Here is a 15484-nt window from a genome sequence, read left to right on the forward strand (position 1 = left end):
TTGTTAAGCGCAGGTTACTCCCCTTTATTGGATCAAATCATATACCCAAAGTAACATGATTGTCAAGATGCTATATCATTACTTTTTCATTCTATGTTATACTTATTACATCGTTAACACTATTAAAATAAATTCTTCGGAGGTGAATCAAATGGATCATATGAATAATTCCTGTTGTTGTGGTGAAGCAGAATATTTTTCCGGATGTCTGATTTGTGGTGCTCCTATTACGTATCGTGCTGAAAGCTCTATTCAGACGTGCAGCATCTGCCATAAAGAACAATTAACCAATGCGGTCTGTGAAAATGGTCACTTTATCTGTGATGCCTGTCATAGCTATGGCACATATGCTCCGGTAATCACGACACTCAGGGACAGTACAGAAAAAGATGCTTTGCTTCTTCTGGAAAAAATTATGGATCTTCCATCTGTACATATGCATGGACCGGAGCATCATGCAATTGTCCCATGCGTTCTTCTGACAGCGTTTCGCAATAATGGAGAACATATGGATTACGATGTTGCATTATCTGAGATCTGTAAAAGAGCAAAGCAGGTTCCGGGCGGTACCTGTGGTTACTGGGGTGTCTGCGGAGCTGCTGCCGGAGCCGGTATTTTCATGTCCGTTATGACTGGATCCAGTCCACTTCACAAAGATGCATGGCCGTTTCCTCAAAAACTTGTTTCCATTATTTTATCTAGACTGGCAGATGTTGGTGGACCTCGCTGCTGCAAACGAACCAGCAGAATTGCCATTGAAGAAGCTGTTCATTTTTACAGTCAGTTTTGTTCTGTAAACATTCCGTTGTCTTCTATAACGTGTAAATACTGCAAAGATAATCGCGAATGCATCCAGGAAGATTGTCCATACTATTCTGAATAACAGACAAGGCAGTGATTCCATGATACCACGAAATCACTGCCTTGTAACTCGTTTGCCAGGATACAGTGCCAGATCTTCCCACTTTACTTTTCTGCAGTTCCATGAACGAATATCCTTCTCTTCCAAAACACTCCTGATTCGTTCTTCTCCATTGTCCGATGTAAAAAGCGCTGTAATTTCCTTTTTTCCATCTACAATTTTCACACAATAATCTACCAGTTCCGGAATCTCAAACAGCAATTCATCCATCTCTCTGATACTTCCCAATGGATCCATCCGCTTTACAAAGTCCAGGCGTTTTATTTCACTTCCACAGAGGCATCTTCCCGGAATGATCCTTGTCCAGTCACCGGTTCGATATCGAATCAACGGCTGTGCTTCCATTCCAATGGTTGTGATTACCAGTTCTCCCCACTCACCGTCCGGCAGCACATTTCCGTTCTCATCTATAATCTCTGTAATACAATGGTTTTCCCGCATATGCATGCCATCATGCGCCGTGCAACAAATGGCACCTCCAAGCCCCATCTCTCTGGAACCATAGTGTGGCCAAAGTCGTGTTTGCAGAATTTCTTCGATTGCTTTCATGACAGTTTGCGGACAGGCATCTCCGGATACCAGTGCTCTTTTTATACTGCCTTTTCCGCACATTCTAAGCATGGAAAGCAATGCAGTCGGCATTCCCACATACGTATCCGGCTGCTCCTCTTCCAGAATCCTGTTTAGTTCGCCATAAGTTCTTCCTGTTCCGGTTGAAAGAGGTTTTGCTCCCAGACGTCTGATTGCCTCCGCGATCAGTTCTCCCAATCCAAAAGGACCTGAAAATGGCATAGCCACCATCGTTATACTACCAGGATAAATAAATTCACCCAGACCTGCCATAAAAAGTTCTATGGTGTGTTCACAGTCTCCCTCTGTATAGAATACACGTTTACCGGCACCGGTAGTTCCGCTTGTCTGTTCTGATATCACTTTCTGTACTTCCCCCTGGGAGCAAAGCAGCATCCTGCCTCCATCTCGTGCCAGATCTGTTTCTGTTGTAAAAGGAAGGCTTCTCAGATCTGTCAGGCTCTCCAGTCTTTCCGGCAAATCTCGATAAAAACCCTCTCGTTCTTTTTCTTTCTTCAGTACAATATTTAATTTCTCCAGCTGCATTCTGTGTATTTCATCTCTTGTAATCTCTGTAATGCCTTCCTGCTTACAGATCATTGCATCTATATTTGATCGTTTCACTTTCTGTATAAATATATTCCTTTCGAATTCGTCAGATTATATGCACAAAACGGCACCATTCCATAATCAGAATCCACCTCGCAGATATAACATCTTTTCAGACGTTCAAGATCCAGATTCCATGCATCCTGAAAAATCATCCCTGATACCGCAAAGGTTTCATTATGAACCCGGATTAGGAATTCATCCAGCGCATCTGTCTGTGTCATTTCTCCATCATCAAATTTTTTTGTGCTATAGCTCCACTGATTTTCCACATACTGCCTGGAATCATCGCTGGTAGTACAACAACATCCTCTGCCTGATTTCTTTTCCAGAAGTTTCAGTTCCCTCTCACCTTTTTTCAGATAACTTGCATGAAAAGAACAGTATGGATTCTCTACTCCACCACCAGCGAAATCCTCGCTTTTCATAAACCCGTCAGTCTGTTCCTCGATCAGCTTCAACATCTTTGGTATGGTAATCGGAGCTTGTGGACGCTGCTGAGAACATCTGCCAAAATAGCTGATCGGCTGGAAATGTACTCCTCTTACAAATGGCATATGATCCATCGCAAACTTCAGGATATCTCCAACCTGCATATCATTTACTCCTGGAGCAATGACAGGTACCAGGGCAATTCCCAGTTCCGCTTCCGAACAGTTTAACACAGCCTTTTCTTTCAGTTCCATCATAGAGCGTCCGCGCAATGTCTGATACACGTCATCTGTGACACCGTCAAATTGAAGAAATACCGTATTCAGTCCTGCTTTTTTTAGTTTTCTGGCATATCCTGCTTCCTGCGCAAGACGGATTCCATTGGTATTCAATTGAAAAAATGTGAATCCTTTTTCTCTTCCCATATGTATGATCTCCGGAAGATCCTCCCGCATGGTTGGTTCTCCTCCTGAGAGCTGTATATTGAATGGTCCCCCATGATCCATCAGAAAATCATATTGCTTTTCTATTTCATCAATTGAAAGATCACCGTTTTCCAGACATTCTCCTGCCGAAGCAAAGCATACCGGGCAGTGCATATTGCAGCGCTTTGTCACTTCCAGTATCATACAACATCCTTTTCGTTCGTGCTCCTCACAAAGTCCACAATTATCCGGGCAAGATTTCTCTTTGATTTTTGGATTTACAGGAGTCTCCGCAGACAGGTTTTCTCTCCCCCAGGAAAGATACTCTGCTGCCGTTCCTTCCCAGATCAGTGTCTGAAACTTTCCGTGGATATCACATTCTTTCACCAGATAAATGCCATCTTCACCAATACATTTTTTAGCCGTAAGTACTTTCATACATATCGGACATACACTTTTTGTTTTACCCAGCGTAATCATAGTTCCAATATTCCCCGTTCTGTCAGTATTTCTATCACTTTTGTATAAGTATCTGCAATCAACGCAGGACATTGCTCCATGACAATTCCCCAATCCAGATTGGAAGTGATGTCCTTACAATAAAAAGCACCAAACTCTTCTTCGGTCTTCTTATGGAACCACTGATATAATTCCTGCACAGCCGGTTTCATCTGTATATCTTCTTTCTCCTGCGGAGCCAGATTGCCAAGGAACAAACCTATCGCACAGGCTCCTCCTGTCAGACAGCCACATGTATCTCCACAGTAACCGATGCCGCCGCCAAGACCGCCCAAAGCCTTTACAAGCTGTGGATTCTCTTCCCCTATCGTTTCCAGTGTCAAAATCATAATCATCTGAGAACAATGATAACCCATACTGCTAAGTTCTATGATTCTTTCATAAAGATCCATATGTTACTCCTTTCTGCCAACCACCATGGTATAGCGCAGCTTCTTTCCTTTATATTCTTTCTGCAGAATCTTATACTCTTCGCAACAGAACGAATCATTCCAGATTGCTTCCAGATAATATTCACGCCAAAGTAACGTCTGATCCTCCTGCCGGAGAATGGTAAATCCTGTCTGTTCTGCCATTTCTGAAAGATTTCCAGTATCCAGATCTGACAATAATAGAAAACCTCCCTTTTTCAGAACACGCCAACATTCAGATAGTGCATTTTTCTGATCTCTGCTGACAAAAAATGCACACTGGCTGATGCAAAGATCTATACTGTCTGATGGATACTGCAAATGCAGAAAATCTCCTGTTTCCACATCACTGCCCCGTGGGAAAAGATCCACACCATGTGCATCCATCCCAAGTGATTTCAGGATTCGTATCGTGTCTCCTTCTCCAGCTCCAAGATCCAGTGCTTTCATTTCTTTTTTCCATTCTATGTTCTCCAGAAGATAAAGCGTCTGCGCTTCCCCTCCCGGATGCCTGTTCATCTATTTATCCTCCAGTGCACGCTCCACCGCAAGAACTTTTCCAAGTGCGAGTTCTTCCGGAACATACACAAATCCACACTTTGGACAGACAGGCATTTCCACAGGAAACCCATTTTCCAGATACATAAATTTTGCTTTTCCTTTTACAAGAGGAACCTTACATTTCATGCAGGTCAGCTTTCCTTCCGGATCAATCGTATAATATGTTCTTTCTACCGCCATTACTGTCCCACCCTTTTCATAATATTCATTCTGTGACTGTATGCTCTGCGTACCAGATACCCTTCTTCAGTTTCCACAAATCGCACCCAGAATGTCACATTTCCAAGTCTGCTCCTTGTCACCAGTTCTTTTGTCTCTTCATCAAAAATCGCTTCCTGGTTTTCTCTGTAATCTGATAATACACGCTCCACATCACTTTTCAGTATCATACGTTCATCCATCATACTGATAGCATCTTCTGTATATGCAACGGTATAATCTTTTTTCTCCATCATCAGTTCCTCATTCCATATATTTTTTAAAAGCTTCTCTTTTAGCACAAGCCGGTTGTAGCGTTTTTCACTGATATCCGGCATATTGACGGCATTTGTGCCATACAGAAGTTCAAGGATATATCTGGATTCCCTGCCTTCCCTGACAAATCGGTCCCTGCATGCCATGCAGTACGTTATATATGGGGCATCGGATCGTTCCAGACACTTTTCTGTCATTTTATCTGCCATCTCTTTATTAGCGCAGGAAGTCAATCCGCCGTATCCGCAACAGGGAGACAGATCTCTGGAATATTCTGTGTTTACAACAGTGCACCCCATATCTGCAAGAAGCTCTCTTATTATGTCCTGTGTCTGCGCATCACCCCTGGCTCCGCAGGCATCATGTATTGCAACAGGTATCTCCAGCCCTTTTGCCTGTGCGGGAAGTCCGATTTCCTTTAAGATCTCCCAGATTCCTGTGACTCTGACACCAAGACTCTCTTTTAACTGTTTCATACAGCTTGGACAGCCTGCTATGATCATGGGATCTCCCAGCTTTGCAAGCTCCTGCTTCAGCTGTTCATTTACCTTTTCTGTCATTTCATAGCGTCCTGCCCATTCACTGATAGCACCACAGCATCCCAGCATCAGAGCAACACCGCCCTCTGTCCTCCTGCAAAGATCCTCATATGCCTCTGTGACAACATCCGGCGCTATGGCTCCTGCCTGACATCCCGGAAAAAATACATATCTGCAAGTTTCATATCCCGGCTGAGGTCTGCATAAGAAAGCCTCCGAATTGGAGAACAGCATATCCATCAGTGCAAATTCATGAGGTGCCAGAGGCATCTTGTCTGTAGATACCATATTTTCTCTTGCAGATTTGCAGACCTGGCTCATATCAAACCCATTTGGACAGGTTACAGTGCACTGTCCGCAGAGCGAACAGGAATTCATCGGTTTATTCATCTGGTGATCTCCCATAATGATCTGGGTATTATTATAAATCTCACGTGCAAGAAGACCCGGATGCTTTTTGTATTCACTTAAATAAACACAGCTTTTCATGCACTCATCACAATGGCACTGAATACATCTCTCTGCTTCTTCAACAGCTTCTTCTTTTGAGTATCCATCTGCACCACAAGGAATCCTTTCTGATCCTTTGATACCTTCTGTATTTGTATAGAGCTTCGTGGTAACTGCTCCTTCACTGCCTCTGTTGCCGTGTGGTGAAAGATTCTGTGCAAGAAGATCCACTGTCAGGGCAGCTCTCTTTGCGGCAAAAGCAGCATCCATAACAGATTGTGTCACTCCACTGACGATCCCTGCCTGCTCTCTCAGCATGATCTCTGTATCTGCTGCTTCTTCCGGGGCAAGCTTTTGTGCGATCTCTTCTGAAGCACAGACCACATCTGCCAGTTTCATTTTTTCTCTGATAAATACAGGATCAAGACTGCAGCCGAATTCAAACGTAAGGTCCATGGCTTTCAGGCGTTTTGCCTCATTTTTGCAGTCTGCCTCAGAAAGATGTGCGGCTGCGGCTGCAATATACTCCGCATAATCTTCTTCCTGACAGTAAACAGTTGCAGGATACATTTTTCTTTCCAGTTCCCCGGCAAGAAACAGCACAAATAATCCTGAACCGAAGATCGCTGCTTTTTTCTTCTTGCGCATGCGGAACACGCTGCTTCGTTTTGAAGATTCCCCATAACGTACAATCGCACGCTCTACTTCACGTATGGAGATACCATCACCCAGTTCGCAGAGCTTGCATTTATCTTCGCAGGGTGCTGTACATCCATCGCAAAGAATCATAGGAAATGGAGTGATCTTCTCATAAATTGCCAGTGCTTTCTTAAAGTTTCCTTTTGAAGCATAAAACAGCATTTCTTTTGTATCTACCTTAAAAGGACAGGCTGCAACACAATACGCCGGCTGATCATGAACGCAGAGACTGATCATATGATCCATTTCTTCTTTTGACATTCGATTTACGTGATAAACATGAGTGGAACCTCTCTCCTGTATGTATGTCATAACCTGCACTCCTTTCACTGCTGCTTACTATAAACTTTATTCATCTCAAAAGGGGAGACAGTATACCGTCTCCCCTCATTATATCACAAGATAAATTTAGATTTATGATTTAATTCTCAAGTTCCTTCAATGCTGCAAGAACTCTTTCAGGACGAGCCGGAACGCGGGTAATACGTGCACCTGTTGCGTTGTAGATTGCATTCAGGATTGCCGGATGAGGAGCATCCAGTGGAGCCTCACCACAGCCGGCAGCTCCATAAGGGCCGCTTGGACGATAGGTTTCATTGAAATGAAGTTCAATATCATCCGGAGCATCCTTAGGATACGGGATACCACAGTTCTTCAGAGTAGTATCATGGTTCAGATCCTCAAAGTCTTCTGTTAGAGCAAGGCCGACACCCTGTACAAGACCACCGTAGAAGTTACCCTCTACAAGAAGTCTGTTCATGATCGTTCCTACATCCGCTACACAGGTGAACTTCTCAACTGTAACCTTACCTGTTTCTGTATTGACAGCAACTTCCGGAAGGAAGATTGTATACATATAAGTTGCAAATGGATCTCCCTGTGCTGTATCCTGATCGATCGGATGATCTGCACAGAATGTTGTTACCCAGTTACCTTCGTATTTTGTTTCAAGACCTTCAGCTACCATCTCATCATATGTACGGAAGGTTCCGTCTTCTTTCTTCATTGCTGCAACAAGATTCTCTGCTGCCAGACGACATGCATTGCCTGACATAACCTGTGAACGTGATCCGCCTGCGGGACCTGCATTCGGACAGGTCTTGGTATCATTCATAACAAGTTTGATCTGTTCCGGTCTGATTCCGGCCTGACGAAGTGTTTCATGAGATGATACAAGAACACCCATGTCGGCACCCTGTCCATGATCTTCCCATGCAGCATACATTGTAACTGTTCCATCCGGATTCAGTTCTGCAAATGCATTTGATGTATCAACACCATCAAGACCGCAGCCGTATACACCAAGAGATACACCGATACCATATTTGATCTTGCCATCAGAAACTGCATTCTTCTCAGCGACACGTTTCTTGGCTGCTTCATACAGCGGACGAGCTGTCTTGAACAGATCTTCCTCACAGTATACTTCCGGCGGATAACCTGTCGGGATCGTAGTTCCTTCTGATTCTTTGTAGCAGTTCATCTCACGCATATCGAAAGGATCGATTCCCATTTTGGCTGCCAGAACGTCGATTGCAATCTCAGATCCCATGTAAGACTGAGGAGAACCGTATGCACGGAAAGCTGAACCCCATGCATGGTTGGTAAATACTGTTGTTGATTTATTGCGGATGGAATTGATTCCGTAACCAGCGCCTGTGAACTGAGAAAGTCTCATTGTAAGCAGGTCACCAAATTCTGAGTATGGACCATGATCCACATAGTTGTTACCCCAGAGTGCGAGGAGTTTGCCGTTTTCGTCTGCTGCAAGTTTGATATTCATAAATGCAGGAGATCTCTTTCCTGTATAAGTAATGTTCTGGAACTGATTGAATACCAGCGATACAGGACGTTCAAGGATCTTGACAGCTGCACCGATCAAGGCTTCATTTGTAGGAGAGAACTTGTAACCAAAGGTTCCTCCGGCATGGTTCTGAACAAGTCTCAGGTTCTCCAGCGGAACACCGATACCATCAGCGATCATCGGCATATGGAGATGGATACCGATGGATTTGGAATGAACAGTTATCATGCCGTCTTCATCAATGTAGCCATAACCACAGTCCGGTTCAAGATGGAGATGTGGCTGACGTGAACAGTAGGATTCGATCTCAACCTGCTGTGAATCCGGAATGCTGTCCCAGTCAAAATCAGGACCCTTGATACAGTTTGTCTCAAAGAATGCATTTGGAGTACCCGGATGGATCTCAGCTGCATCCGGTGCGATCGCATCCATTGCGTTCATATATGCCGGAAGTTCTTTGATCTCCACCTTAACTGCATCTGCTGCTGCCCGCGCATGCTCTTCTGTATCAGCAGCTACGATCGCGATCGCATCACCAAACTGGAATATCTTTTCGTCACAGAGTACAGGACGCTCAAAGCCGTCTGTCTTATTGTGTTTCGGAAGCATTACAAGACCATTGATCTTGTTGGTTCCTCCTGCTGCCTTAATGTCTTTGGCTGTAATAACACGAACAACACCCGGCATGCTCTCTGCTTCTGTTGTGTCAATACTGAGGATATTTGCGTGAGAAACCCTGGCCTGTGTAAGTGCAAGGCGAAGTGTTCCCTCCGGCATCTTTAATGCGTCATCTGCACCGAAATCCCAGGTACCTGTTACCTTCTGTGCTGCTGATGGACGGATATAGTTTGTACCAACAATAGAATCACCTGTCTGTTTGAATACGAGATCTTCTTTTGTCATTTCGCCGCGCATAACTGCTGCTGCCGCCATAGTTGCATCAATGAGCGGCTTGTAACCTGTACAACGGCAGAGATTACGCTGCTTGTTAAACCAGTCCCTCACTTCTTCACGGGTAGGGCTCGGATTATTATCGAGAAGAACTTTTGCTGAAATAATGAAACCTGGTGAACAGAAACCACACTGTGCACATCCATATGCCATCCATGCAACCTGGATCGGATGCATGTCAGAAATTGTTCCCACACCCTCGATAGTTGTGATCTCTGCATTGTCCGGAACACGGCTCATCTTGTAGATACAGGATCTTGTAACTTTTCCGTTCATAATAACATTACAGGCTCCGCAATGGCCTTCACCACAGCCGATCTTACATCCTGTAAGAAGAAGATGATTACGGAGAACCTGTGCCAGTGTCTCGTCCTTATCAAGAATAAGGATCCTCTCAACACCATTGATCTTCAATGTCTTTTTAATCATGCTGCATCCCTCCTATAGAAAATATAAGCTTCAATGTTATTGATCTTTAGGCTTATGTGTTCCGCATGGATCATGATCCGCACCTTTGCCTGTCAGATCTTTGAGTCGTTCCATTCCTCTGGCGGAATAGAAAACAATAGAAGAACTGCTCCCGTCCAGATTCTCACCGCTGAGTCTTAAGACATTTGCATTTTCATAATAATCAATTGGAAGCGTCCGGCTGTATTCCACTCCCGTGCGCTCATCTTTTACCTGTATGGTAACTGCTTTTGCGGTAATCTCAAAAATCTTATCCATAGAAAAGTTCTCCTGTTTACGTCATTATGTATATATTCATACTATCATAATTTTGCACAATTATGCAAATTACAAATAATTAAAAGTTGGACATTTTCACACTTTTTTCTTTATTTTATGATATAATAATATCAATTTTACACAATATTCTTTAAGGAGGTGGCAGTCATGCAGACAGGTGCTCTCATCGTTGCTGCGGGAAAATCCTCACGAATGGGAGACTTTAAACCCATGCTTCAACTTGGATCTATTTCCATTGCGCAGCGCGTGATCAACAATTTTCGACAGGCCGGGATCTCCAAAGTAGTTGTAGTGACAGGATATAAGGCAGACGTTCTGGAGCGCCACCTTGCTTCCAACAATGTGATCTTTCTCCGAAACGAGAACTATGCAACAACTCACATGTTTGATTCTGTCCGGATCGGACTGGAATATCTGAAAGACAAGGTTGATACTGTACTCTTCACGCCTGTAGATGTTCCACTGTTCACAGCCCGGACAGTCACGCAGATGCTCTCGCTGGAATATCCCCTTGTAACCCCGGTCTGTGACGGCAGTCCCGGCCATCCACTTCTGATCCGTTCCACACTTATTGATTCCATTTTAAGTGATGACGGCCGATCAGGCCTTGAAGGTGCTGTAGAAAACTGTGGCACACCCATGTACTTTCTGAATGTAGATGATCCTGGAATCATTCATGATGCAGATACACCGGAAGATTATGCTGAACTTCTTCGTGCCCACAACGAGAGTCTGATCCGTTCAGAAATCCACATTCAACTGGCACGGGAAAAAGTATTCTTTGATGAGCAGCTTTATTCGCTTCTCACACTGATCCGGGAAACAGGATCTGTACGTGATGCCTGTGAACACATGCATATTTCCTACTCCACCAGCTGGAACCTTATCCGTACATTGGAATCACAGCTTCATGAACCGCTGATCAGCAGAAGTCAGGGTGGTGTAAATGGAAGTCATAGTGAACTGACTCCATATGGTGAAGAATTTCTGAAACGATATGCTCGTTTTTCAGAAAAAACACGTTCCTGTTCAAAAAAAATATTTGAAGAATGTTTCGGAGGATTTTTAAATGCGTAGCCTTTATCTGGTCCGGCATGGAAAACCACAGTATCCGGATGAACATTCTTACTGTGTGGGACAGACAGATTTCTCTCTATCCATGCTTGGACACTTGCAGGCAGTCCTTCTTAATGAAGAATTGTCCGATAAAATATCAAGGATATACTGCAGTCCTTTGTTAAGAGCTGTTGAGACAGCAGGCCATATGGCACCTGAGCTTCCACATATAATTGTTTCTGATCTGTCAGAACGAAATCTGGGAGAATGGGATGGCCTTTCTTTTGATAAAATACGCCAGAGATGGCCGGACATTTATAAAGCCCGTGAAAATAACCCTGATCATCCGATCCCGGGAGCAGAAACTCCTGCTGCATCTGGTTTTCGCTTTTCGCAGGCAGTTCATAAGATTCTTTGCGCTTCTGAAGGTGATATTGCAGTAGTAGCTCATACAGATGTAATCTCTTCTTATATATATGCATTACATTCCGGTATGTACAGCAGGCAGCGGTTTCGTCTTCCCTGTGGCTCTTACTATCATCTGGAAGTGAATGAAAGAAATAATATTTCTTTCTCTGATCCCAATTATATACTGCCTCATCCTGAATTAAATGACGGGCTATGCTTCAGGCTTCGCAATGCGGTTTCTCTGCCCCGTCATGTACAGGCTCACAGTGATGCTGTTACTGAACTTGCCTGTTGTTTATGCAATATGTTGGAATCCAATGGTTATATCTTTGATCAGAAGCTTGTTCGCTCCGGTGCTCTTCTGCATGATATCGCCCGGCTTCAGAAAAATCACACCAAGACAGGCGGTGAACTTTTTTTACAACTGGGTTATCCCGAGATCTGTCAGATCATCTCACAACATCATGGTTTAAAGGAAACAAAGCTGGATGAAGCAGCTATTGTATTTCTTGCAGATAAGCTGATCGAGGAAACGCAGCGTGTATCAATAGAAAAAAGATTTGCTGACAATCTGTATAAATGCAAAAGTCCGGAAGCTCTGCAATCGCATAAGCTTCAATTAAAGCAGGCTCTCACACTGCAGGATATGATACAATCGATCTGTCATACGACACTTTAACATACAAAATCACAGGAGGATTTTTATATGAGAACATTATTTCAGACAATAAAACAGCAGTTTCTGGAGGAAAATGACCTCGTACTTGCTTCCATAACAGCTTCATCAGGGTCGACTCCACGAGGTGCCGGCTCCCGCATGCTGGTCGGAAAACACGGCAGAATTACCGGAACTATCGGCGGTGGTGCCGTGGAATACCGTGCTGAACTTATGGCACTGGATATTCTTGAAAAAAAGGAATCCGATGAACACGAATTCCGGCTGAACCGTAAGGATGTCGAAAATATCGGTATGATCTGTGGTGGTGATGTTACCGTCTTTTTCCAGTATCTTGATCATAATGATCCGATTGTTATGGAAATTGCGGAAACTGCTGAAAAATCATATGAGGAACGAAAGGATTTCTGGCTGATCTGCGATCTTCATGCAACATCCGGCATGAGTCTTTACAGCCCTTGTTATGGTCTGATCGGAAATGCTGATGTTCCTTCTTCCATATTATCATCCTTATCTGCACAGCCATTCCGCTATCGCAGTGAAGATTATGATCTGTTTTCTGAGCAGATCGGAACTTCCGGAACTGTCTATGTATTTGGCGGTGGCCATGTTTCACAGAAACTTGTACCGATACTTGCAAGCGTTGATTTTCGCTGTGTTGTCCTGGATGACCGGCCGGAATTTACAGATCCTGCTCTTTTCCCGGGAGCAGTTGAAACAATACTTTGTGATTTCAACCATCTGGAACAGTATGTTTCTATCACAGCTGCTGATTATTGCTGCGTCATGACACGCGGACATTCCTATGATACCATTGTACAGGCACAGCTTCTCGCTACACCTGCATGCTATATAGGCGTCATTGGAAGCCGCGCAAAAAAAGCTGCTGTATTTCGCCGTCTGATTGAAGAATACAACATTAATGAACAAGATTTAAACCGTATCATCTCACCTATAGGACTGGAGATCAAAGCAGAAACACCGGCTGAAATTGCCATCTCCATTACAGGACAGATGATCCAGGTTCGTGCTGACAGAAAGGCTACATCAAAATGATGGCAAAATCAGTATATAAAACTGTAATATTTGGTGCCGGGCAAATTGGACAAATGACAGCAAGACTTCTCAACAGTCCCTGCCAGCTCCTGTGCTTTGCTGATAATGACCCCCATAAACACGGATCATATATTGGGAATATTCCAGTCTGTTCTCCGGATGCTGCAGCAGCACTTCTCCCGGATCTGGTCATCCTGGGAGTTCTGGATGAAGAACGGCGTAATTCTATGATAAAACAGATGGAAAACCTGGGTTATCACGGGCCTTTTCGTGATCCCTCCGTCCTTCGCATGTTTGACGCACGGGTTGCTGTTATGCGTCTTTTATCTGAGCAGATCTATCAATTGGATATTCCGGGAAATGTTGCAGAACTGGGTGTTTTCCGAGGTGAATTTTCTTCCCTGATCAGTGCAGCCTTTCCAGACCGAAAAATCCATCTTTTTGATACTTTTGAGGGCTTTTCAGAAAAGGATATCACAATAGAAGCCTCCGGTAATCTGTCCCGCGCCAAAACAGGTGATTTTTCTTCTACTGATATTGACTCTGTTCTTCATGTTATGCCAGATCCTACACGTACTGTGATCCACAAAGGATGGTTTCCAGATACCTTTTCCGATGTTAGAGATGAAACTTTTTGTTTTGTATCTCTGGACGCGGATCTCTATGCTCCAACTGCTGCTGCACTTCCTCTGTTCTATGAACGCCTGGCCATCGGAGGAGTTCTCTTGGTTCACGATGTGTACAGTACACAGTTTTCCGGATGCCGAAAAGCGGTTGGGGAATTCTGTCTGAAAAACCATCTGTTTGCAGATCCTGTATGCGATCTGCATGGAAGCGCAATAATCCGAAAATTATAAAAAGAAACGCCGGAACCGGTATTTACCGGAACCAGCGTTTCTTTTTCGTTTATTTATTGTATAGCCCTTTTTCACGTCCATGCCTAACCTTTATAAAGTTCCTTTCAGAACATTTTCCAACTGTTCATCGGACAGATCAACATGATAAAAAAGATCGAAAAATTTATGTATTTCTTCATTGATATCACATTTAATATATTCCGGATAAATCAATGCTGAGAACCATCGCATACCGATCAGACGATTTGGTCCTGCCGGACGATCCACCCAGCTAAACGGTGCATTCGGAGTTCCATAAACCTTTTGGTCCTGTACTGCTTTTAATGAAGCATAATCAGGATTGCTCAGGATATCTTCTGCTGCAGAACTTCCGCTTTTATCTGCCTTTGGTTCACCATTTACAACAATCACATCCGGATCCCATGCAAGAAGCTGTTCTGCTGAAATCTGAACACGAGATCCATCTCCCAATTCCAGATCTGCAACATTGACTGCATTGATGGCATCAAGAATCTGTGCATGCTGGGATCCCCTGGGTGCAGTTTCCAGTGAATCCTCTCCATTACCGAAGTATACACTGACTTTCTTTTCTTCTGGAATATCTGAAAGTACATTAATATCAGTAAATACCTGCTCCGCATACTGGGCAAGCTCTTCTGCATGATCTTCTACACCAAGAAGTTCGCCCATAAAACGAAAAGCTTCCGCAGAATTATTAAGCTCGTTGTCTACTGCAACAACCGGAATTCCAAGGCTTTCTGATAACGCATCGCAATCAGAAACCATTGCATCATTAATCTTTCCACTATTAATAGCAATTGTAGGATTGGCAGCAATTACTGCTTCATAATTGACAGCATCACCCATTCCAAAATTAGGAAGATCCTGATATTTGTCCAGAATAATAGATTTCTCAACATCATTCAGTTCATAATTCCACCCAAGAAGCTTATCCGGTACAACCATATACAGAAAAATTGCAGCTACCGGACCCGCTGAAAAAACAGATTCAATATTTTCTGCTGTTGGGACAGTTACTTTTCTTCCTGCCATGTCTGTGATCTCACGGGTTTCAGCAGTTTCCTGCGTGGCATCCTGCTCCGCACTCTGCGTCGGCTCTTCAGTAGCAGCTTTCGTCTCAGAATATCCTGTTAAAAGACTGACTGACATCACCAGACATATAAACAGAGCCAAAAGTTGTCTGTGCTTTTTCATAGACTCTCTCCTTTCTTTTCTCCGCATTACTCATAATTGACGCTTATTGAAATTGACTATACATTTTTTAAGTATTATAATGTATATGCGAATAGTTTTTGAAA

The 15484-nt window shown here is 43.7% G+C and carries 14 protein-coding genes; 5 read left to right on the forward strand and 9 right to left on the reverse strand.

Features of this window, described 5'->3' with window-relative positions:
• Nucleotides 1-151 precede the first annotated feature (151 nt).
• On the forward strand, nt 152-883 hold the full coding sequence (locus NQ503_RS11245; protein ID WP_044926112.1) for a DUF5714 domain-containing protein: 732 nt from the start codon (nt 152-154) through the stop codon (nt 881-883).
• 33 nt (nt 884-916) lie between these two features.
• Here NQ503_RS11245 and NQ503_RS11250 read toward each other — a convergent pair whose 3' ends face one another.
• The 8 genes from NQ503_RS11250 to NQ503_RS11285 form a co-directional block, all read right to left on the reverse strand.
• On the reverse strand, nt 917-2116 hold the full coding sequence (locus NQ503_RS11250) for a DVU_1553 family AMP-dependent CoA ligase (protein WP_227234966.1): 1200 nt from the start codon (nt 2114-2116) through the stop codon (nt 917-919).
• The gene (trsS, locus tag NQ503_RS11255) at nt 2113-3438 is read right to left on the reverse strand and encodes a radical SAM (seleno)protein TrsS (protein ID WP_005427481.1); all 1326 of its coding nucleotides are present in this window, start codon (nt 3436-3438) and stop codon (nt 2113-2115) included. Before trsS ends, NQ503_RS11250 begins: the two co-directional genes overlap by 4 nt.
• On the reverse strand, nt 3435-3869 hold the full coding sequence (locus NQ503_RS11260) for a DVU_1555 family C-GCAxxG-C-C protein (protein ID WP_005427480.1): 435 nt from the start codon (nt 3867-3869) through the stop codon (nt 3435-3437). The genes trsS and NQ503_RS11260 overlap by 4 nt, the downstream gene beginning before the upstream one ends.
• A gap of 3 nt (nt 3870-3872) precedes the next feature.
• The gene (locus NQ503_RS11265; protein ID WP_005427477.1) at nt 3873-4406 is read right to left on the reverse strand and encodes a class I SAM-dependent methyltransferase; all 534 of its coding nucleotides are present in this window, start codon (nt 4404-4406) and stop codon (nt 3873-3875) included.
• Nucleotides 4407-4628 (reverse strand): DVU_1557 family redox protein, encoded by a 222-nt coding sequence (locus NQ503_RS11270; RefSeq protein ID WP_005427475.1) that lies wholly within the window; start codon nt 4626-4628, stop codon nt 4407-4409. It abuts the gene before it with no gap.
• On the reverse strand, nt 4628-6922 hold the full coding sequence (locus NQ503_RS11275) for a pyridine nucleotide-disulfide oxidoreductase/dicluster-binding protein (protein ID WP_044926109.1): 2295 nt from the start codon (nt 6920-6922) through the stop codon (nt 4628-4630). The genes NQ503_RS11270 and NQ503_RS11275 overlap by 1 nt, the downstream gene beginning before the upstream one ends.
• A gap of 109 nt (nt 6923-7031) precedes the next feature.
• Nucleotides 7032-9794 (reverse strand): molybdopterin-dependent aldehyde oxidoreductase, encoded by a 2763-nt coding sequence (locus NQ503_RS11280; RefSeq protein ID WP_118036952.1) that lies wholly within the window; start codon nt 9792-9794, stop codon nt 7032-7034.
• A 36-nt stretch (nt 9795-9830) separates the two neighbouring features.
• A complete protein-coding gene (locus tag NQ503_RS11285) occupies nt 9831-10091 on the reverse strand; it encodes a hypothetical protein (protein WP_005427469.1) in 261 nt (86 codons plus the stop codon).
• A 168-nt stretch (nt 10092-10259) separates the two neighbouring features.
• Here NQ503_RS11285 and NQ503_RS11290 point away from each other — a divergent pair, with 168 nt between their 5' ends.
• From NQ503_RS11290 to NQ503_RS11305, 4 genes are read left to right on the forward strand one after another with little or no spacing between them, the layout of a single operon-like run.
• Entirely contained in the window at nt 10260-11189 is a 930-nt protein-coding gene (locus NQ503_RS11290) for an NTP transferase domain-containing protein (RefSeq protein WP_005427467.1), read from the forward strand.
• Complete coding sequence (locus tag NQ503_RS11295) at nt 11182-12255, forward strand: histidine phosphatase family protein (RefSeq protein ID WP_055056401.1); 1074 nt, start codon at nt 11182-11184, stop codon at nt 12253-12255. Before NQ503_RS11290 ends, NQ503_RS11295 begins: the two co-directional genes overlap by 8 nt.
• Nucleotides 12256-12282: 27 nt before the next feature.
• Nucleotides 12283-13308 (forward strand): XdhC family protein, encoded by a 1026-nt coding sequence (locus tag NQ503_RS11300; RefSeq protein WP_005427463.1) that lies wholly within the window; start codon nt 12283-12285, stop codon nt 13306-13308.
• On the forward strand, nt 13305-14165 hold the full coding sequence (locus NQ503_RS11305) for a TylF/MycF/NovP-related O-methyltransferase (RefSeq protein ID WP_005427460.1): 861 nt from the start codon (nt 13305-13307) through the stop codon (nt 14163-14165). Before NQ503_RS11300 ends, NQ503_RS11305 begins: the two co-directional genes overlap by 4 nt.
• Nucleotides 14166-14255: 90 nt before the next feature.
• Here NQ503_RS11305 and NQ503_RS11310 read toward each other — a convergent pair whose 3' ends face one another.
• Entirely contained in the window at nt 14256-15380 is a 1125-nt protein-coding gene (locus NQ503_RS11310) for an ABC transporter substrate-binding protein (protein ID WP_044926106.1), read from the reverse strand.
• Nucleotides 15381-15484: the final 104 nt, after the last annotated feature.

Source organism: Blautia obeum ATCC 29174, from assembly GCF_025147765.1.
Lineage (GTDB): Bacteria > Bacillota > Clostridia > Lachnospirales > Lachnospiraceae > Blautia_A > Blautia_A obeum.